Origin of the sequence: Pseudomonas shahriarae (assembly GCF_014268455.2) — a bacterium.
Classification (GTDB): domain Bacteria; phylum Pseudomonadota; class Gammaproteobacteria; order Pseudomonadales; family Pseudomonadaceae; genus Aquipseudomonas; species Aquipseudomonas shahriarae.
On the sequence record NZ_CP077085.1, the window covers coordinates 3,984,897 to 4,004,985 of the forward strand.

Consider the following 20,089-nt stretch of genomic DNA (forward strand, 5'->3'; position numbering starts at 1 on the left):
AGACGCGCACTTATGCCTAGCTTATGCGCCCCCGCCCCGCGCTTTAAGGCCTTGCCCCCATGGTTTTGCGTTTTCGCCCCGTCGTCACCTCACATTTGGCCCTCGGCCTGCTGCTCAGCGGCGGCATCGGCAACAGCCTGGCGGCTGAGCTGGAACTGCCGGCGCTGAACATCCAGGGCCAGGATGAGTCCGGTTATCGTGCGCAAAGCGCGTCGGTCGGCGGCTTCAATGAAGCACCGCTGCTCGACACCCCGGCCTCGATCACCGTGATCAACGCCGCGCTGATCAAGGACCAGCAGGCACGCCTGCTCAGTGAAGTGCTGCGCAACGACGCCTCGGTGGGCGAAAGCTACGCGCCGATTGGCTATTACGAAAATTTCGTGGTCCGGGGTTTTTCCCTGAATGCCGCCAGCAGCTACAAGATCAACGGGCGCACCATCACCGGCGAGCAGAACGTAGCCCTGGAAAACAAGCAGCGGGTGGAGTTGCTCAAGGGCCTGGCGGGCCTGCAAAGCGGGATTTCCGAGCCCAGCGGCGTGATCAACTACGTGACCAAACGCCCGGAAGACGTGCGCTCGGTCACGGTGTCCACCGATGATCGCGGCAGCGGCTATATCGCCACCGATGTCGGCGGCTGGTTTGGCAGCGAGCAGCAATTTGGCTTGCGCGCCAACGTCGCCCATGAAGACCTCAATTCCTATGTCGAACATGCCAATGGCCAGCGGGACTTTGTGTCCCTGGCCTTCGACTGGAACATCAGCCCCGACGCCGTGCTGCAACTGGATGCCGAATACCAGGACAAACAACAGCGCTCGGTGCCCGGCTACCAGTTGCTCGGCGGTACCGAAGTGCCCCATGACGCCTCGCCGAAAAAACTGCTCGGCCACCAGAGCGGCTCCAAGCAGGTGGGGATCGACTCGCTGAACCTCAACGGCAAGTTCGAGTACCGCTTCAGTGACCAGTGGAAAGGCAGCGTCAGCGCGGCCCGCAGCAAGGTGGTGATTGATGACTACAGTTCGTTTGCCTGGGGTTGCTACGGCTCCCCCAGTTGCGCCGGCGTCAAAGTGCCGAACTACTTCAGCCCGGAAGGCAACTACGACATCGCTGACTACCGCAGCCCTGACGACACCCGGCGCAATGATGAAATCCAGGCGGCCATGACCGGCCTGTTCAGCACGGCCGGCCTGAGCCATGAACTGACCTTCGGCACCAGCGCCTTCCGCCGGGTGATCGACAAGCGCAAGTCGGTCAATGAATACGTCGGCAGCGGCAATATCAATCAGGACCCGGAAACCTTCCCGCCCACCGACAAGCCCCTGAACGACAGTCACCGGCGTCTCGACAGCCGCCAGTACGGGCTGTTCGTCACCGACCGCATCAGCTTCAACGAGCAATGGCAAACCGTGCTCGGTGGCCGCGAAGTGCGCCTGGATGAAAAATCCTTCGATCAACATGGCGTGCAGGAGCGTCACACCCAGCAGTACGAGTTCCTGCCCAACGCTGCGCTGATCTACAAGCCAGTGGAAAACATCTCGTTGTACACCAGCTACAGCAAGGGCCTGTCACTGGGCGGTGAGGCACCGTGGTATGCGAGCAATGATGGGGAAATCCTCGCGCCGACCGTCTCCCGGCAGATCGAAGCCGGGGTGAAATACGACTGGCGCCGCATCAGCTTCGCCGCCGCGGTGTTCCAGACACGCCAGGCCTACCAGTACGCCAAGCCCGACAACGCCGGAGACTTCACCTACGTGCAGCAGGGCCAGCAGAAAAACACCGGCCTGGAGCTGTCAGCCAATGGCTGGGCCACCGAGCGTCTGCAGATTGCGACCAGCGTGGCGGCGATTCGCGCCCGGGTGAGCGGCAGCGGCACGCCGCAATACGAAGGCCACCAGACGATCAACGTGCCCAAGCTGCGCGCCAGTGTATACGCCGACTACGCCCTGCCATGGGTCAACGGCCTGGCGGTACTCGGCGGCGTGCAATACAGCGCCAGCAAGAACGCCAACCGTACCGGCAATGTGGAAGTGGGGGATTATGCGCTGGTCAACATCGGCAGCCGCTACACCACCAAGGTCGACGGCTATGAAACGGTGTTCCGCCTGAGCGTCGACAACCTGTTCGACAAACGCTACTGGCGTGATGCGGGCGAATACATGGGCGATGACTACCTGTTCCAGGGTGCGCCATTGACAGCACGCCTGAGTGCTTCCATCAACTTCTGACCCCCGCCCCAATGTGAAACCTGACTTATGTGGGAGCTGGCTTGTGTGGGAGCTGGCTTGCCTGCGATGCAGGCGCCTCGGTGAATCAGCAATACCGAGGTGATGCCATCGCAGGCAAGCCAGCTCCCACACAAGCCAGCTCCTGCATTGGCCAGCGCCTACCCTTGAATGTCGTTACTTAGGCATCTTGCGAAAGCCCACCGCCAGGCGGTTCCAGCTGTTGATGGTGGCAATGGCCACGCTCAAGTCGACCTGTTCGGCGGCGCTGAACTCGGCATTGAGCAACGAATAGTCTTCGTCCGAGGCGTGGGTCTGGCTGATCAGCGTCAGGCTTTCGGCCCAGGCCAGGGCGGCGCGTTCGCGCGGGGTGAAGAACGGCGTTTCGCGCCAGGCCGACAGGGTGCACAAGCGGCGCTCGGTCTCGCCGCCCTTGCGGGCATCGGCAGTGTGCATATCCAGGCAGAAGGCGCAGCCGTTGATCTGGGAGACGCGCAGGCGCACCAGCTCCAGCAGCGGCAGTTCAATCGACAGTTTGCCGACGGCGGCTTCCAGGGCAAGCATGGCTTTCATCGCATCGGGGGACGCGGTGTAGAAATCAATGCGAGCAGACATGGTGTTACTCCAGGACAGTAGGAATTGGCGCCCAGCTTAATCACCCCACTGCCTCGCACAAATAGCCAATCCTGACGAAGAACAGGTAGCCAATGCCAGGCGCTTCAGGCCCGGCGGCGCAGCCACTGTAAAAAGCCCTTTTTCACCGGCACGATCGGTGCGTCCTGGGTCAGGTGCTGGGCGGTGTGCAGGCGGAAATCCAGGAGGTTCTGCATGGCTTCACTGATATCGTGGCGCGCATCCAGGCACGGCTTGAGGTATTCCTTTTCGATGCGGTAGAGGGTGCAGTAGGTCTTGGCCACAAAGTCCGCCGGCACGCTTTGCGCCCCCAGAATCCCGGCTTCGCCAATCACTTCTCCTGGCCCCATGCGCCCGGCTTCGAACGCGTGCCCGGCCTTGACCAGCATCACCGAAACCACCCCGGACTCGATGATAAACAGGTGATCGCTGACCTCCCCCCTCGGCAGGATCATCTCACCGGCGCGGAAGGTGTGCAGGGTCATGTTCTGGCTGAAGGTTTCCTTCTCTTCTTGGCGCAGGGTCGAGAAGATACTCGAGCTTTCCAGCAGTGCCCGTGCGGGTGTAGTGGCCGGCGAGGTCGGGCTTTCGGCGCTCGACAACAGGCTCACACCGGCCGCCTGCAAGTGCCGGTAGGCCAGGTCATAAAGCTGGTTGCGCACCTCGCGCTTGAGGGCCATGGCCGGCACGAAGCCGCTGATTTCATACTCCACGCCACCACCGGTAGAGGTTTTGAAGGCCACGCTCGGCGCCGGCTTGGCCAGCAATTGCCGGCAACCTTGCATGGCCCGTTCCAGGGCTTCCAATACTGTTTGCGGACGCGCATGGGGGCTGACTTGCAGGCTCACCGCCAGGCCGAACATATCCGCCGGGCGTGAGAAATTGATGATCTTGGCCTTGGCCGCCAGTGAATTGGGGATCACCGCCATGCTGCCCTGGGAGGTTTGCAGGCGCGTGGCGCGCCAGTCGATATCCGTCACCCGGCCTTCGGTGCCGTCGATGGAGATCCAGTCATCCAGTTGGTAGGGCTTGGTGGTGTTGAGCACGATTCCGGAGAACACGTCGCTCAAGGTGCTTTGCAGCGCCAGGCCGACGATGATCGCCACCGCGCCGGAGGTGGCCAGTACGCCCTTGACCGGCAGGTCGAGCACGTAGGCCATGGCCGCGATGATCGCGATCAGGAAAATCACCGCGCCCATCAGGTCTTGCAGCAACCGCCCGGTGTGGCCGACCCGCTGCATCATCAGCGCGCCGAGCAACACCGTCAGGGTGCGCGCGGCAAACAACCACCAGGCGATCTGCAAGGCCGTGGCAGCCAGGTGCAGCGGGGTGTTGTCGGCGTACGGCGCCAGTTGCATGGGGTTCATGCCGTCGTTGAACAGCACGGCGCTGAACACCGCGAAAATCCCCAGCCGCGCAATCAGCTTCCAGTTGCCGGGGCTGGCCGAAAACAGACGCCAGACGACGATATCGATAAGGATCAGCGCCAGGGCGCACAGCATCGGGTGATCGGAGAGAAAAGACAGCATCCAGGCGACTCCAGGGCGAATGCCCTGAAGATCGCATGAAATGCAGTTGGCGGGTATAGGGCGCCGCCAATCAGCGGGAGGCGCCGTGCATTTGGCCGAACTGGCCGGACTGGAAGTCGGCGAAGGCCTGGTGAATCTCTTGCTCAGTGTTCATCACAAACGGACCGTGACCGACGATGGGCTCGTCGATGGGTTCACCACTGAGCAGCAGCACCATGGCGTCGGCGTTGGACTCCAGGCTGAGCTGATCGCCCTCGCGCTCAAACAGCACCAGTTGCCCTTCGCGTGCCAGTTCCTGGCCGTTGACTTGCACGGTGCCTTTGAGCACCACCAGCGCGGTATTGCGCCCGGCATGCAGGTCCAGGGTCACGGCCTTGCCGCCCTTGAGGCGCAGGTCCCACACGTCAATCGGCGTGAAGGTGCGTGCCGGCCCGGTGCGGCCAGCGAACTCACCGGCAATCAGGCGCAGGCTGCCGGCACCGTTGGCCAGGGGCAACGACGGAATATCGCCGTCGAGAATGGTCTGGTAGCCGGCTTCGCTCATTTTGTCCTTGGCCGGCAGGTTGACCCATAGTTGCACCATTTCCAAGGCGCCGCCCCGTTTGGCGAAGGCTTCGGAATGAAACTCTTCATGCAGGATCCCTTTGGCCGCAGTCATCCACTGCACATCGCCCGGGCCGATGGTGCCGCCGGCACCCGTGGAATCGCGGTGCTCGACTTCGCCGTCGTAGACGATGGTCACGGTTTCAAAGCCGCGATGGGGATGCTGGCCCACGCCACGTCGCTGCGTGGTGGGGGTGAAATCCGCCGGGCCGGCGTGGTCCAGCAGCAGGAATGGGCTGATGTGCTTGCCCATGGTGTCGTAGGAAAACAGCGTACGAACCGGAAAACCGTCGCCGACCCAATGGCCGCGTGGGCTGGTGTAGATACCAATGATGTTTTTCATGATGGACCTCCAAAGTGCATCCACCTTAAATCCAATACCAATAAGGCACTAGACAGCGGATTTGGCTCGCATCGTTCCATGGATGGGACGACTTAACCGCGGCGCTTCGCAGTCATAGCCCATCCGGTTTCATTGGCGTGGGCGTTGAGACCACCGGCCACCCGCAAAACGCAAAGCAGGCACCTTAATCATCTACGCCCGAACAACCTGGACAACGTGTGACAACCCGATCAAAAGCAAAGGGTGGATTAAATTATATTTTGGTCGTAATATTTGGCTAAATATTACGTTCGTAATTTTTACTACGCCAACGCCACCAGGAGCCTGAAATGAGCCCACGCCCTCCTCTTCACCGCCTTTTTTCGCCCCTGGCGCTGTTGATCCTGCTCAGCGGTTGCAACAGCCAGGCCGACCCCACCGCCAACACCGCCCCACCGCGCCCGGTGCTGGCGGCCAACGTCGAAGCCGCTGCCAGCCAGCAGAATGCCTATACCGGGGTGGTGGCGGCACGCACCGAAAGCGACCTGGGTTTTCGAGTCAGTGGCAAAGTGATCGAACGCAAAGTCGATCCCGGCCAGCACGTTTCCCGGGGCGACATCCTGCTGGTCCTGGATATCGGTGACTTCGAGCTGGCACTGCGCTCGGCAAAAAACCGCGTCAATGCCGCCCAGGCGCAACTGCGTCAGCGCCGTGATGATGCCAATCGCTACCAACGCCTGGCCAGCACCGGCGCGGTGTCACGGCAGATTTTCGACCAGTCCGCGACTAACCTGCGGGTCGCCGAAGCTGAACTCGCCGCCGCCCAGTCGGACGCCAGCCAGATTGAAAACCGTCGCACCTACTCGGTGCTGCGGGCCGATGGCGACGGGGTGATCACCGATGTGCGGGTGGAGCGCGGGCAGGTGGTGGCCGAAGGGCAGATCGTCGCGCGCCTGGCCCACGACGGTGCGCGGGAAGCCATCATCCACCTGCCGGAAAACCAGCGTGACCGCGCCTCGCAAAAAGCCCTGGCCTTGCCGTTCGGTGCGCCGGACCAGGCGGTCACCGCGACATTGCGTGAACTCTCGGCCAGCGCCGATCCCGTCACCCGCACCTACCGCGCGCGCTATGTGCTGCACGGCACGGTCGAGCGTGTCGCCCTCGGTTCCACCATCACCCTGCGCCTGCAAGGCAACGACCAACCGCCACACACCCGCGTGCCGATTGGCGCCTTGCAGGATACCGGCAACGGCAGCGGGGTCTGGCTGATTGGCGCGGATGACAAAGTCAGCTTCGCTGCGGTCACGGTGGCCAGCCTGGGCCAGGAAGAAGCCCTGCTTTCCAGCGGCGTCAGCCCCGGCCAACGGGTGGTCGCCCTCGGCGCGCACCTGCTGCATCAGGGTGACAGCGTGCGCGTGCTGCCCGCCCAGGCACAGCCCTTCAACCGCCGCCAGGAACCTTGAGCATGCATGGCCTGAATCTCTCGGCATTGGCGGTCAAGCACCGTGCCGTCACCCTGTTCCTGATCCTCGCGATCCTCGCTGCCGGGATTTTTTCCTTCGGTAAACTGGGGCGCGCCGAAGACCCGCTGTTCACCGTCAAAGTCATGACCATCACCGCCGCCTGGCCCGGCGCCACGGCCCAGGAGATGCAGGAGCAAGTGGCCGACCGCCTGGAAAAGCGCCTGCAGGAGCTGGACGACTACGACCGCGTCGAAACCATCGCCCAACCGGGGTTTGTGTCGATGCGCATGACCTTCCTCGAGTCCACGCGCCCCAATGAAATCCAGGACCTGTTCTACCAGACCCGCAAAAAACTCAGTGACGAAGCCGCCAAACTGCCCAAGGGCGTGATCGGGCCGTTCTTCAATGATGAATATTCCGATGTGTACTTCGCCCTATACGCCCTGGAAGCCGAACACCTGCCCCATCGCCAACAGGTGCAGATGGCCGAAGCAATGCGCCAGGACTTCCTCAGGCTGCCGGGGGTGAAGAAGGTCAATATCCTCGGCGAACAGGCGCAGCGGGTATTTGTCGAGTTCTCCTATGAGCGCCTGGCGACCCTGGGGATCAAGCCCGAGCAGATCTTCGCCGCCCTCGCCGCGCAAAACGCCGTGGCGCCGTCGGGGTTTGTCGAAACCGCCGGCGCCCGTACTTATATCCGTATCGACGGCGCCTTTGACAGCCTGGCGCTGATCGAAAACGTGCCGCTGCCGGTGGACGGCAAAGTGCTGCGCATCGCCGATGTCGCCACCGTCAGCCGTGGCTATGAAGACCCGCCCAGCTACCGTATCCGCCACCAGGGCGACCCGGCCTTGATGCTGGGCATCATCATGGAAAAACACTGGAACGGCCTGGACCTGGACCAGAGCCTCAAGGCCCAGGAGGCTAAAATCCAGGCGGACCTGCCCCTGGGCGTCAACTTCGCAAAAGTCTCCGACCAGGCGAAAAACATCAGCCTGGCGGTGGATGAGTTCATGCTCAAATTCTTCGTCGCCCTGGCCGTGGTGATGGTCATCAGCCTGTTGGCCCTGGGTTTTCGCGTCGGTTTGGTAGTAGCGGCGGCGGTGCCGCTGACCTTGTCCATAGTGTTTGTGATCATGCTGCTGACCGGCCGCGAATTTGACCGCATCACCCTCGGCGCGCTGATCATTTCCCTGGGCCTGCTGGTGGACGACGCAATCATCGCCATTGAGATGATGGTGGTGAAACTCGAAGAAGGCTTCGACCGCATCCACGCCGCGACCTTTGCCTGGAGCGCCACTGCGGCGCCGATGCTGACCGGCACCCTGGTGACGATCATCGGCTTTCTGCCGGTGGGTTTTGCCCGTTCGGGCGCGGGCGAATATGCCGGCAATATCTTCTGGATCGTTGGCTTTGCCCTAATCGCTTCGTGGTTGGTGGCGGTGGTGTTTACCCCGTACCTGGGGGTCAAGCTGCTGCCCAATATCAAGCCGGTGCCCGGCGGCCACGACGCGATCTATGCCGGCCCGTGGTACCAGAAACTGCGCCACCTGGTGCAAACCTGCGTGCGCCGGCGCTGGCAGGTGACCGGGCTGGTGGTGTCGGCGTTTGTGCTGTGCGGGTTGGGCATGGGCGTGGTGAAGAAGCAGTTCTTCCCCAACTCCGACCGTTCCGAATTGATCCTGGAGGTGTATATGCCGCCGGGCAGTGCCTTCAAAAGCACCGAGGCGGTGGCGGCACAGTTGGAAAAGGCGCTGCTGCAAGAGCCACAGACGCGCATGGTCGACACCTATGTAGGCGGCGGTGCGCCACGGTTTTTCCTATCGCTTAACCCTGAGTTGCCTGACCCGGCGTTCGCCAAACTGATCGTGCAAACCGCCGACGCCCATGCCCGCGATGCCTTGAAACGGCGCATGCGCGAGCGCATCGCCGACGGCGAATTCCCCGCCGCGCGGGTACGGGTCACGCAATTGCTGTTCGGCCCGCCGGTGCCCTTCCCGGTGGTGTTTCGCGTGTCCGGCCCCGACTTGAGCCTGTTGCGCAGCCTGTCCGAAGAGGTGCGCCAGGTGGTTGCCGCCAACCCTCTGACCAAGGACGCGTTCCTCGATTGGGGCGAACGCAGCAGCGCTTATCGCCTGGTGCTGGACCAGGATCGCCTGCGCCTGCTGGGCTTCACCCCCGACGAGGTGAAATCCCAACTCAACGCCCTGCTCAGCGGGAACCCGATCACCGAAGTACGCGAAGGCAACCGCACGGTGTCGGTGGTGGTCCGTGCCCAGGGCAGCCAGCGTGAAGACCTCGGCAACCTCGACAATATGACCCTGACCAACAGCGCCGGCGTGTCGCTGCCCCTGGCCCAGGTCGGGCATTTCCAGGCCGTGATGGAGGAACCTATCCTCAAGCGCCGCGACCGTACGACCACGGTTGAAGTGCGCGCCGACATCATCGACGGCGTGCAACCGCCCGACGTGGAGATGGCTGTCTACAAAGACCTGCAAGCGCTGATTGCACGATTGCCGGCCGGCTACCGCCTGGACATCGGCGGCCCGGTGGAAGAAAGCGCCAAGGCCAACGTGGCCCTGGCGGCACTGTTCCCGATCATGATCCTGCTGACCCTCACGGTGATCATGTTCCAGGTGCGCTCGTTCGGCGTGATGTTCATGGTCTTCGCCACCGCCCCGCTGGGCTTGATCGGCGCAGTGCCGACCTTGCTGCTGTTCAACCAACCGTTTGGCTTCAACGCGATCCTGGGGTTGATCGGGATTGGCGGGATCCTGATGCGCAACACCCTGATCTTCACCGACCAGATCCGCCAGAACCAGGAACAGGGCCTGGCCACCACCGAGGCGATTGTCGAAGCCACCGTACGCCGCGCACGGCCGGTGATACTGACTGCGCTGGCGGCGGCGTTGGCGTTTATTCCGCTGACCTTGTCGGTGTTCTGGTCGTCCCTGGCGTATGTGCTGATCGGCGGGGTGTTGGTGGGGACATTGTTGACGCTGCTGTTCTTGCCAGCGTTGTGCAGTTTGGTGCTGGGCCGGGACAAGGTGCGGGCGGCAATCTCCTAATGTGTCGGTTTGTGTGGGAGCGGGCTTGCCCGCGATGGCGGCGAATCAGTCAACCAAGATGCCGCCTGACACACCGCTATCGCGGGCAAGCCCGCTCCCACATCAACCCGGTGTCTACCGAGCGATTGATGGTGCTTTCAGATCAGCGCTTGGCCAGCTCCATAATCATCCGACTCAACAGATAAATCCGCGGCGCCACACTCTCCACCTCGGCGTACTCCTGCGCTGTATGGATATTGCCGCCGACAATCCCGAAGCCGTCCAGCGTCGGGGTGCCGACACCCGCCGACAGGCTGGCATCCGCCGCCCCGCCACTGCCTTCAATGGTCAGCTTGCGCCCAAGTTCGGCGTAGATGCCTTGGGCGATAGCCACCAACTTGTCAGACTCAGGCGTCTGCGGCATCGGCGGCAAACCCCGTTGCAGGCTGGTGGTGACCTGTGTTTCAGGAATCAGCTTATTGGCGGAAACCCGCGCCAGATCCTTCTCGATCCGATCAAACTCTTCCGGCAGCGCCGCCCGCACATCCGCCTTGGCCGTGGCCTGGTCGGGGATCACGTTGGTGCGATCGCCAGCCTTGAGCACGGTGAAGTTGATGGTGGTTTTTTTCTCGTCATCCCCAAGCTTGCCCAGTTGCAGGATCTGGTGGGCCGCCTCCATCGCCGCGTTACGCCCCAGCTCCGGGGCAACCCCGGCGTGAGCGGCCTTGCCCTTGACCTCAACCACCGCTGTGGCACTGCCCTTGCGCCAGACCACCAGGCCATCGGCCGGACGACCGGGCTCCAGGTTCAAGGTGACATCGTGGGCCCTGGCGGTTTTGCGGATCAGTTCGGAGACGGCCTCGGAGCCGGTTTCTTCGCTGGCATCGAGCAGAAAGGTGATTTGCGCGTAGTCCGTGAAGTGCTGGTTTTTCAGCACTTTCAAGGCATAGATCCCGGCGACGATCCCGCCCTTGTCGTCCATCACCCCAGGGCCATAGGCACGGCCGTCCTTGATATGAAACGGCCGCTCGGCCGCCGAGCCTTCCTTGAACACCGTGTCCATATGCGCCATCAGCAGGATTTTCGCCTTGCCCGTGCCTTTGAGCGTGGCGATCACATGGCTGTTATTGGCTGCCGCGTCTGGCACCTGTTCGATGCTGAAACCCAGTTGTTTCAATTCATCGACGGCGATCTCGCGCACCTGGGTCAGGCCCGGCTCGTAGCCGGAACCCGAGTCGATATTCACCAGACGCTCCAACAGCTTCAAGGCCGGGGCCTTGTACTGCTCGGCATCGGCCTGGATCTGCGGGTGAGGCTGGGCGCTGAAAGCCGGCATGGCGATCCCCAGGGACAACCCCAGGGCAGCGGACAACAGCGTACGGGGGACGTTGAGAGTCATGAACAGATCCTTGTTTTTTATTGGAGAGGGTCTCTCACACCCTACCTGACAATGGCCACATTGTTCATCCGCAAACCGACAGGAGACTCTTCGTCAGGCCCCCCCGAAATATCCCACCCGACTGCCGGATAATCTCTACTTCCAAGCGTTAAAAACCGCTGCAAAGTCCCTCGCCTGATCACACAGCGCAAGGGACCGCCGATGTACTTTCCAATTGATGCCCCGGTCCTGGGGGCAACCTCTTGAATGCCGCCATTGGTTTTATGGTCCTGGCGGCCATGGACTTCAAAACGCGGGACGTCGAAGCGGTTCTCGCCGACTTCCGGCAATGCCTGAACACCTATGACGCCTGGGCCGAGAGTTTCTGGAGCTTTTCGGCGCTGGAGGTCGAGCAGGTCTTCAAGGTGGGCGATGAGGTGGCGCTGGTGGCGCCCATTGCGTCCAAAGCCCCCAGCAGCACCGTCGCGATGTGCAAAGCCAGTGGCTCGTTGACCCTGGTGCATATGTTCGAGAGCACACGTTTTGTGCCCATCGGCAACACCCCGGTGATGCTGCAAGCCATCCCCAAGAACGGTGGCCCGCTGGGCGACCCCCTTTACAAAACCATCGGCCCCAGCGGCATTCTCGAAGTCACCGACTGCACCCGCGACCAGCCGTATCGGATCACCTTCTACCCCAATGTTTCCAAAGCCCACGTCCAGGCGTTGTACGCGTCTTACCAGGCCATCATTGCGCCGCTGGAAAGCCAGTTGCGCAAAGACTGGAGCAGTACATTCGAACCTTTATGGCAGGGCTACTCCGAAGCCAACTTTGTGCAGCGCTACCGCCTGCTGGACCAAGGCTATGCGCAGGGATTTGGCAACGCACTGCATGAACTGTGGGACAACATCCAACAGCTGTATCAATGGCTGGCGGACCTCAAGCCCAACAGCGAAAAACTCCTGCACTACCTCTCCCAGACCGAACTCGATGCCCTGCTGGCGTTGAGCCAGGAAGCCATCGCCAATGGCCTGCTGATGCTCAGCGACGAGCCGCTGTTGTTTATCTACCTGTCGGCGCTGGTCAGCTGGATGCGCATGCTGCCGCCGCCGTACTTGAACGAACTGCTGGGGCAAATCACCGCCGAAGTGCTGATCAACCTGTTGCTGGTGTGGGTCACCGCCGGCATGGGCGTGACGGTGCGCCTGGGCGCGCAAGTGCTGGGCAAGATCAAGTCGGGTCGGGTCCGCCAGTGGCTCGAGCAGATGGCCCGGCCATTTGCGAAGACCGGCATGGAGCCCCATGCCGAGGCGCTCAGGCCGTTATTGCTGGGTAGCCCTGCAACGCCGATCAAGACGGTGCCCAGCGTGCCGCTGAAAGCCGGCGCAATGGAAGTAACCAACCCGGTGCCCCTGGTGCGGGAAAAATCCGCGCCCAAGACGGCCTTGGTCAAGCATGAGGCGGTCGACGACGCGCCCTCCTCCGCGAAAAACCCCAACGGGGAAGCAACTGCTAGCGCTGATAAAACCGCGACCCACGGTTGCCCGGTGTCCATGGTCACCGGCGAAGAGCTGCTGACCCTGACCGATGGCGAACTGGATGGCGTGCTGCCATTTGCCTGGACACGCCTGTATCGCACCAGTGCCGTGGAGGTGGATTGCGGGCTGGGCTTTGGCTGGAGCCATTCCTTGGCGCAGCGGCTGGAGGTGGTCGGCGGGTCGGTGGTGTGGACGGACCATGAGAACCGCAGCACCACCTTTCCCCTGCCCTCCGTTGCCCGCCCGGCGATCAGCAATAGCCTGGCTGAAGCGGCGATTTATCTGGGGGCGACGCCGGATGAGCTGGTGCTGGCGCAGGGGGCACGCTTCTACCACTTTCACGACGGTGTGCTGACGGCGATCAGCGATGGGTATAACAACCGCCTGGGTATTTCCCGCGATGGCTTGGGGCGGATTCTGCGCCTGGATAACGGTGCCGGTCGCGCCTTGCTGTTGCGTTATGACCGTGGGCATATCGTGGCGCTGGACTACCAGGTGTTTCGCGTGGAAAGCGAATCGGATGACGCCTGGGTTACTGAGCAGAACGTTGTTTCCTACCGCTATGACGAACAGTGGCGACTGCTTGAGGCGATCAATGCCGTCGGCGAAAGCGAGCGCTATCAGTACGACAGCCTTGCGGTGATCACTGAGCGGCAGTTGGCCGGTGGGGCGAGTTTCTTCTGGGAGTGGGAACGGTCTGGCAAGGCGGCGCGCTGTGTGCGGCATTGGGCCAGTTTTGCGCAGATGGATACGCGCTATAGCTGGGACGACGGCCGCGTCACCCTGCTTAACGCCGATGGCAGCCAGGAAGTCTACGTGCATGATCCGCGGGCACGCCTGGTGCAGCGGGTTGATCCGGATGGCGGCGAGCATTTCAAGTCCTACGACGCACAGGGGCGGCTGACGGTTGAGCAAGATCCCCTGGGCGCGATCACGGCCTATCAGTACGACGAGGCTGGGCGCTTGGTGGCGCTGTTTCCCGGGGATGACGAGCCTACCTCCTACGAGTATGAGAATGGCTTCGTACGGGTTATGCGCCGGGGTGAGGCGGCCTGGAAGTACCAGCGTAATGATCAGGGCGCGATCACGCGCCAGACTGATCCAGCCGGCAATGTCACCGAGTACAGCTACGACAAGCGAGGGCAGCTTTTAGCGGTTTGGTACCCGGACCACAGCTGTCAGCGCCTGACGTGGAACGATCTTGGCCAGTTGATTGGGGAGCAACTGCCCAATGGCGGCGTGCGGCGTTATCGCTATGACGACCTGGGCCGGCAGATTGCCCGCGAGGATGAACATGGCGCCTTGACCCAGTATCACTGGGACGCGGTGGGTCGGCTGATCAAGGTGGTAATGCCGGGCGGTGCCACCCGCGAATTGAGCTACAACCCCTACGGAAAAATCACCGCCGAGCGCGATGAGCTGGGGCGTGTGACCCGGTATGAATATGCCGATGGCTTGCACCTGATCAGTCGCCGGATCAACCCCGATGGCACGGCCCTGCGCTATCGCTACGACAACACTCGCCTGCTGCTGACCGAGATCGAAAACGAGGCAGGTGAGCGCTATCAACTGGAGTACCACACCAACGGCCTGATCCAGCAGGAAACCGGCTTCGACGGCCAACGCACCGCCTACGTCTACGACCTCAACGGCCACCTGCAGGAAAAAACCGAGTTTGGCGACGATGACCGTCAGTTGGTTACCACCTACCAGCGCGATAACGCCGGCCGCCTCGTCCGAAAAACCCTGCCCGATGGCAGCACCGTGGATTACACCTACGACCGCCTCGGCAATCTGCTTAGCGTCGACGACGGCCATTGGCCGCTGCATTACGAATACGACGCGCAAAGCCGCCTGACCGCCGAGCACCAAGGCTGGGGCACCCTGCGTTATGGCTACGACCACTGCGGCCAGCTCGAAACCCTGCGCCTGCCGGACAACAACCGCCTGACCTTCAACCATGACAAGGGCGGCCACCTTGCCACTATCGACCTGAATGGCCGGACACTCAGCTCGCACCTGTTCAAAGCAGGCCGCGAACACCAGCGCCAGCAAGGCCAACTACTGAGCCACTACCACTACGACGACCAGGGCCGCCTGGCTCTACACGAACACCGCCACGGCCTTCGCCGCTACACCTACGACAACAGCGGCAACCTCACCCGCCTGCTCGACACCCGCAAGGGCCAGCACGACTACCACTACGACCCCCTCGACCGCCTGACCCGCGCCGACCATTCCCAGGATCCCACCGAACGCTTCGCCCACGACCCGGCGAACAACCTGCTGATGCAAGACCGCCCAGGCCCCGGCATCGTCGTCGGCAACCGCCTGTTACTGCAAGGCGACCGGCATTACGACTACGACGCCTTCGGAAACCTCATACGCGAACGCCGTGGCCGCGCGCAGCAGTTAGTCACCGAATACCGCTACGACTGCCAGCACCGCCTGATCGGCGTGACGCAACCGGACGGCAGCCAGGCCAGTTATCACTATGACCCATTTGGGCGGCGCATCAGCAAAACCGTGGCGGGCAAAACCACTGAGTTTTTCTGGCAAGGCGACAAAGTCATCGCCGAGCACACGGCGGGGCAGCATCGCAGCTATCTCTACGAGCCGGATAGCTTCAGGCCGCTAGCCTTGCTGGAAGGCTTTGGTCCGGCCAATACCCAGGCGTTCCACTACCAACTGGACCACCTGGGTACGCCCCAGGAACTGACGAACACGGACGGCAAAATCGTCTGGTCAGCCCATTACCAAGCCTACGGAAAAATCACCCGGCTGGACGAGAGCACCGTCGATAACCCGCTGCGTTTTCAGGGGCAGTATTTCGACCGGGAAAGCGGGCTGCACTACAACCGGCATCGCTACTACAATCCGGATAACGGACGCTACCTGACGCCCGACCCGATGAAGTTGGCGGGTGGGGTGAACGGGTATTTGTATGTGCCCAATCCTACGGGGTGGGTGGATCCGTTGGGGTTGAGCTCATGTCCGGGCGAACGTGAATGTACGCCGACAAATGGCATTGACGACCCGTCATTAAAGGCGTCCACAAAAAAAAACGAGCCCAAACCGCCAGCCCCAGACGAAGATGACAAGTACCTTTTTCGTGGAGATAAAATCCATCCGGACGTAGTATTCAAAGAGGGGTTCAAAAGCAAAGGAAATAGTGAAGATCTTCTTCTACACGCTTTTGACAGTGACGACCCTCCAAGCATCTTCATTAGTACGTCTGCATCTAGAGCTGTAGGAATCGAATTCGCAACAAGCTACAAAACCAAGAAAGGCTACTTATACGTTCTTAAAAGTATAGCGGGACATGACTTAAACATAGAACTAGGAAAAGCGACCCCTTACCCAAAAGAGAAAGAGTTCGCCATTCATCAAAGAATAGACCCAGAAGATATAATAGGCGTCACGCCCATTAAGGCCAATGGAAGCTATGTAGGCTACTCACTTCCAAATCCGAATAGGAAATAGAATGACCACAAAAAAAATAATCGCCAGAATCGACAATACACTTACGGAGGTAATCGTAAAGTACGATTCCAAGAAACTCACAATGACATTTTCGGAGGCTGATAATCATAAAAAAATCTATCAGGAAAAAGACATTTATGTTTGCCTTGCAAAAATAAGATCGGACTTTCCTCATATAACATTCTTATGCAAGGGGGCAAAAATAAATGTTATGCCTTCCAGAATGGCCTCACAAATGTCCGCTGGGCTTGTCGCATACGAAATGACGCTGGGCAAACAAGCCTCAAACGAAGACATAGTTCATATATTTGACTATGAAGAGAGCAATCTTACAAACAACCCTCAAGACCAAATCGATTTTTTTAAGCAGTGGCTGGCATCTTTAGGTGCAGAGGACTATGAAAAATTCAACTAACACCAACTATTGATGCTGATTAATGGGGAGTTGTGTCCTTGCCGGAGATGGCGGCGGCCCTTCAAACCGACCGCACCCACCCTCCCTGCATCGAACGCACCCGATTGCGCCCGCCGCTTTTGGCCTCATACAACGCCTGGTCGGCGTCATTCAGCCAACTGGTCGCGTCGTCATGGGAGGCTTGATACGGTGCCAGGCCGATGCTCAGGCTGGCGCGCAGGGTGGGGTCCTGGGCGTAGCCCAGTGAGCTGAAGCGGTCGCGCAGGGCGTCCATTACTTCGGTGGCGTGGCCCAGGGGCATGTTCGGCAGGATCACGCAAAATTCATCGCCGCCGTAACGCCCGGCCAGGTCGGTGGCGCGCAGGTTCTGACGCAGGATCTTGCTCAACTGGCGTAGCACGATATCGCCGGTTACGTGGCCGTAGGTGTCGTTGATGGTCTTGAAATGGTCGATATCAATCAACGCAATGGCGGCCCCCTGCTGGCCGCCCCGGCAGCGGGCGAATTCGATTTCCAGCTGGTCTTTCCACGCGCCGTGGTTAAGCAATCCGGACAGGCTGTCGGTGCGGCTCAGGGCCAGGAGTTCGCGTTTATGCCGGGCCAGGGTGATGGCCTGGCGATAACAGATCCAGCCCAGGACCAGCGGATAGAGCATCAGGATCGGCAAGCAGGCGTAGAGTTGGGCGGGCGTGGTCAGGGCGATATAGGCCGGGGCGAACAGCAGCAGCGCCACCCCGATGCCCAGTGCCTGGGCCACCCACCCCATCAGCATAAATCGGGGGCCACCGATGGCGACGTTGTTCATGGTCATCATCGACAGGGTGGTGACGCTGGGCAGCGGGTTGAAGTGCATGGCAGCGACCCAGAAGCCGCCACAAAACGAGTCCACCAACAGGTGGCGGCGCTCGGCGCGCAGGGAGTTTTCGGCGCGGCGCGCCATTTGGTAGGCCAGGTGCGGCCAGGCGAAGGCGTTGATCAGCATCCAGGCCCAGACCCAGCCAGGCGGGTCCAGTGGGTACATGCCTGCCGATACACAGACAAAGCCGAGCGTCAGCCCCAGGGTCCGAGATTTGTACAGGCGTTTGGCGAGCGGAAGTCCTTTTCCTCCTGCGGCTGACATGATCTGGCTGATCCTGGATGAATGCTGAAAGTCTATCAGGGCGAAGGCAAATAGCCAGTACCGCTCAGACAGTTACTGCAGACGCCAATCGCCTTGCCAAACCCTTGACGCCAGCGGACTAGCTAGAGAAACCGCGGGCCAACAACATCGCCACCGCCAGCAGCAATACTGCCGTGACCTTCTGCAACAGCACGCGTTTGCGCGGCGACTCGAGCACATGCTTGATGCGTTGGCCGAAGTAGCAATACAGGCAGCCGCTGGCGAATTGCAGGATCAGGAATGTCAGGCCGAGGATGGCGATGTCACCGGCGGCGCTGTCCTGCCCGACGGCGGCAAACTGCGGGAACACGGCGCTGAACAGGATGATTGCCTTGGGGTTGGACAGGCCGGTCAGCAAGCCCTTGCCGAACAGGCCGCGGGGCGTCTCCGGCCCGTGCCCGGCGGCGGTGATCTGCACGCCGCTGCTGGTCCACTGCTTATAGGCCAGGTACAGAATATAGGCCACGCCCACCAGTTGGATGCCCTGGGTAATCAGCGGGTAGCCCTTGATCAGCTCGGAAAAGCCCACGGCAAAGATCAGGATCGAAATCAGGTACGACACACTGGCGCCGAACTGGGCCGGCAAGGAGTGCCGCAGGCCGTCCTTGAGACCCAGGCTCAGCAGCAGCAAGGTCATCGGGCCGGGGCTGAAGGCCAGGGTGCTGCACAACACCAGAAAATACAGAAAGGAAGACAGCGTAAGGGCGGTGACCATGGTGGGTAATTTCGCGGCGGGGAGGAATGTTGCGCAGTCTAGGGCGCGAATTCCGTGTCGGGCAGGTAAACTCGGCGGTTATTCACGCAGGCTTTACCGGTAAAGTGACCGGCAAACTTCAGGACGTCGCGATGGCCCTTCCGCAGATCCACTTTCATGAGCACGCCCCCAAGGTCCAGCAGATCGTCGAGGCGTTCGCCCGTGCTATCGAACAAGGCGAATTGGCCGCTGGCAGCAAACTGCCGTCGGTGCGTGAGCTGGGAGCGCAGTTGGGTGTCGGAAAATTCACCATCAATGAAGCCCTGGACCGTCTGCGCGGCCAACACCTACTGACCTCGCGCCAAGGCCGTGGGCACTTTGTGGCCCAGCGCCAGACGCAGCCGTCGTCGAGCAACTGGGTGGACCTGCTGCCCCAGGATTTGCTCAGTGTGCTGCGCCGCCCCATGCTGACCGGCCAGGGCGAGCTACGCCCCGGTGGCGGGCATCTGCCCGAAGACTGGCTCGACTCCGAGGCCATGCGCCAGGCCCTGCGCAGTGTGGTGCGGGCCCCTTCCCTGCGGGTTGCCGGCATGGGTACGCCAGCGGGTTTCCTGCCCCTGCGCCAGGCACTGCAACAAAAACTGCAGGGCGATGGCCTGGCGGTGCCGGTGGAACAGATCATCACCACGCCCAGCACCCTGCAAGGCCTGGACATGTTGATGCGCCTGCTGGCGCGCCCCGGTGACACGGTGCTGCTGGATGCACCGTGCTATTTCAACTTCCACGCCAACCTGGCGCTGCACGGGGTCAAGGTGCTGACACTGCCGCGCGGCCCGGACGGGCTCGACCTGGCGGCCCTGGAGCAGTTGCTCGCCGAGGCCCGGCCCAGCCTGTATGTGACCACCAGCATCCTGCACAATCCCACTGGCCATTCCTTCAGTGCAGCCCAGGCCTTTGGCTTGCTGCAACTGATGCGTCAGTATCACTGCCATATCATCGAAGACGACCTCTACGGCGACCTGCACCCCAACCCGCCGCCCCGCCTGGCGGCACTGGCCGGGTTGGAGCAGGTGACCTACCTGTCGGGCTTCTCGAAAACCCTCAGCGCCAATACCCGGATGAGCTATGTGGTGGCCGCACCGCAACTGGCGGCCAACCTGACCAATATGAAGTTGATGAGCGGCGGCGTGACCTCGGAGCTGTTCGAGCAACTGGTCTACCGCCTGCTCAGCGAGGGCAGCTATGCGCGGCACCGCAAGCGCATGGTCCAGCGCCTACTGGAAGCCGGTGCGCGGGTGGAACAGTGGTTGCGCCGCTGTGGCTGTGAGCTGCCCATGGGGTATGAGGCCGGGATGTTTCTCTGGGCGCGTCTGCCGGCCGGGGTTAACGCTGAACAATTGGCCGAGGCCGGGCTCAAGCGCGGCATGGTGTTGGCGCCGGGGGCGTTGTTTGGGTATGAGTCGGGGATGGGCGAGTTTATGCGTTTCAATGTGGCGCACTGTGACGATCCACGGGTCCGGCAAGCGATCGAGCCATTGTTGCGCTGATCCAGTGTGGGAGCGGGCTTGCTCGCGAAGACGTCGGCCCAGCAAACATTGATGTTGAC

General features: G+C 61.5%; 12 protein-coding genes. 6 read left to right on the plus strand and 6 right to left on the minus strand.

Features of this window, described 5'->3' with window-relative positions; genetic code table 11:
- Positions 1 to 59 precede the first annotated feature (59 nt).
- Positions 60 to 2,222: a TonB-dependent siderophore receptor gene (locus HU773_RS17610; protein WP_186625993.1), complete on the plus strand. Its 2,163-nt coding sequence runs from the start codon at positions 60 to 62 to the stop codon at positions 2,220 to 2,222.
- Between the two features lie 174 nt (positions 2,223 to 2,396).
- Here HU773_RS17610 and HU773_RS17615 read toward each other — a convergent pair whose 3' ends face one another.
- The 3 genes from HU773_RS17615 to HU773_RS17625 all read right to left on the minus strand — a co-directional run bounded on the left by HU773_RS17615 (position 2,397) and on the right by HU773_RS17625 (position 5,327).
- Positions 2,397 to 2,834 carry a carboxymuconolactone decarboxylase family protein gene (locus HU773_RS17615; RefSeq protein ID WP_186625992.1) on the minus strand — a complete coding sequence of 146 codons (438 nt, stop codon included), beginning with the start codon at positions 2,832 to 2,834 and terminating at the stop codon, positions 2,397 to 2,399.
- Between the two features lie 104 nt (positions 2,835 to 2,938).
- Positions 2,939 to 4,381 carry a mechanosensitive ion channel family protein gene (locus tag HU773_RS17620; protein ID WP_057959068.1) on the minus strand — a complete coding sequence of 481 codons (1,443 nt, stop codon included), beginning with the start codon at positions 4,379 to 4,381 and terminating at the stop codon, positions 2,939 to 2,941.
- A gap of 70 nt (positions 4,382 to 4,451) precedes the next feature.
- Positions 4,452 to 5,327 carry a pirin family protein gene (locus tag HU773_RS17625; RefSeq protein ID WP_115128575.1) on the minus strand — a complete coding sequence of 292 codons (876 nt, stop codon included), beginning with the start codon at positions 5,325 to 5,327 and terminating at the stop codon, positions 4,452 to 4,454.
- A gap of 329 nt (positions 5,328 to 5,656) precedes the next feature.
- On the opposite strand from HU773_RS17625, the gene HU773_RS17630 reads away from it, so the two are divergent.
- On the plus strand, positions 5,657 to 6,769 hold the full coding sequence (locus HU773_RS17630; protein WP_057959066.1) for an efflux RND transporter periplasmic adaptor subunit: 1,113 nt from the start codon (positions 5,657 to 5,659) through the stop codon (positions 6,767 to 6,769).
- A gap of 2 nt (positions 6,770 to 6,771) precedes the next feature.
- Complete coding sequence (locus HU773_RS17635; protein ID WP_186625991.1) at positions 6,772 to 9,837, plus strand: efflux RND transporter permease subunit; 3,066 nt, start codon at positions 6,772 to 6,774, stop codon at positions 9,835 to 9,837.
- Positions 9,838 to 9,979: 142 nt separating this feature from the next.
- Here the strand turns inward: HU773_RS17635 and HU773_RS17640 are convergent, their stop codons facing one another.
- The gene (locus HU773_RS17640) at positions 9,980 to 11,215 is read right to left on the minus strand and encodes a M20/M25/M40 family metallo-hydrolase (RefSeq protein ID WP_128593923.1); all 1,236 of its coding nucleotides are present in this window, start codon (positions 11,213 to 11,215) and stop codon (positions 9,980 to 9,982) included.
- Between the two features lie 278 nt (positions 11,216 to 11,493).
- On the opposite strand from HU773_RS17640, the gene HU773_RS17645 reads away from it, so the two are divergent.
- Together HU773_RS17645 and HU773_RS17650 are read left to right on the plus strand one after the other, a co-directional pair.
- A complete protein-coding gene (locus HU773_RS17645) occupies positions 11,494 to 16,215 on the plus strand; it encodes an RHS repeat-associated core domain-containing protein (RefSeq protein WP_217883926.1) in 4,722 nt (1,573 codons plus the stop codon).
- Between the two features lies 1 nt (position 16,216).
- Entirely contained in the window at positions 16,217 to 16,630 is a 414-nt protein-coding gene (locus HU773_RS17650; protein WP_115128579.1) for a hypothetical protein, read from the plus strand.
- A gap of 61 nt (positions 16,631 to 16,691) precedes the next feature.
- On the opposite strand, the gene HU773_RS17655 is transcribed toward HU773_RS17650, so the two are convergent.
- Positions 16,692 to 17,750, minus strand: a complete 1,059-nt coding sequence (locus HU773_RS17655; protein ID WP_186626336.1) for a diguanylate cyclase — start codon at positions 17,748 to 17,750, stop codon at positions 16,692 to 16,694.
- A gap of 118 nt (positions 17,751 to 17,868) precedes the next feature.
- Positions 17,869 to 18,504: a LysE family translocator gene (locus HU773_RS17660; RefSeq protein ID WP_186626335.1), complete on the minus strand. Its 636-nt coding sequence runs from the start codon at positions 18,502 to 18,504 to the stop codon at positions 17,869 to 17,871.
- A 131-nt stretch (positions 18,505 to 18,635) separates the two neighbouring features.
- Here HU773_RS17660 and HU773_RS17665 point away from each other — a divergent pair, with 131 nt between their 5' ends.
- The gene (locus HU773_RS17665) at positions 18,636 to 20,030 is read left to right on the plus strand and encodes an aminotransferase-like domain-containing protein (protein ID WP_057960098.1); all 1,395 of its coding nucleotides are present in this window, start codon (positions 18,636 to 18,638) and stop codon (positions 20,028 to 20,030) included.
- The last annotated feature ends 59 nt before the right edge of the window (positions 20,031 to 20,089 follow it).

Bases quoted from the DNA above. Each gene is read 5' to 3' on its own strand.
- HU773_RS17645 (WP_217883926.1), top strand. From the start codon at position 11,494: ATGGACTTCAAAACGCGGGACGTCGAAGCGGTTCTCGCCGACTTCCGG.
- HU773_RS17630 (WP_057959066.1), top strand. From the start codon at position 5,657: ATGAGCCCACGCCCTCCTCTTCACCGCCTTTTTTCGCCCCTGGCGCTG.
- HU773_RS17610 (WP_186625993.1), top strand. From the start codon at position 60: ATGGTTTTGCGTTTTCGCCCCGTCGTCACCTCACATTTGGCCCTCGGC.
- HU773_RS17640 (WP_128593923.1), bottom strand. From the start codon at position 11,215: ATGACTCTCAACGTCCCCCGTACGCTGTTGTCCGCTGCCCTGGGGTTG.
- HU773_RS17665 (WP_057960098.1), top strand. From the start codon at position 18,636: ATGGCCCTTCCGCAGATCCACTTTCATGAGCACGCCCCCAAGGTCCAG.
- HU773_RS17620 (WP_057959068.1), bottom strand. From the start codon at position 4,381: ATGCTGTCTTTTCTCTCCGATCACCCGATGCTGTGCGCCCTGGCGCTG.
- HU773_RS17615 (WP_186625992.1), bottom strand. From the start codon at position 2,834: ATGTCTGCTCGCATTGATTTCTACACCGCGTCCCCCGATGCGATGAAA.
- HU773_RS17625 (WP_115128575.1), bottom strand. From the start codon at position 5,327: ATGAAAAACATCATTGGTATCTACACCAGCCCACGCGGCCATTGGGTC.
- HU773_RS17635 (WP_186625991.1), top strand. From the start codon at position 6,772: ATGCATGGCCTGAATCTCTCGGCATTGGCGGTCAAGCACCGTGCCGTC.
- HU773_RS17650 (WP_115128579.1), top strand. From the start codon at position 16,217: ATGACCACAAAAAAAATAATCGCCAGAATCGACAATACACTTACGGAG.
- HU773_RS17655 (WP_186626336.1), bottom strand. From the start codon at position 17,750: ATGTCAGCCGCAGGAGGAAAAGGACTTCCGCTCGCCAAACGCCTGTAC.
- HU773_RS17660 (WP_186626335.1), bottom strand. From the start codon at position 18,504: ATGGTCACCGCCCTTACGCTGTCTTCCTTTCTGTATTTTCTGGTGTTG.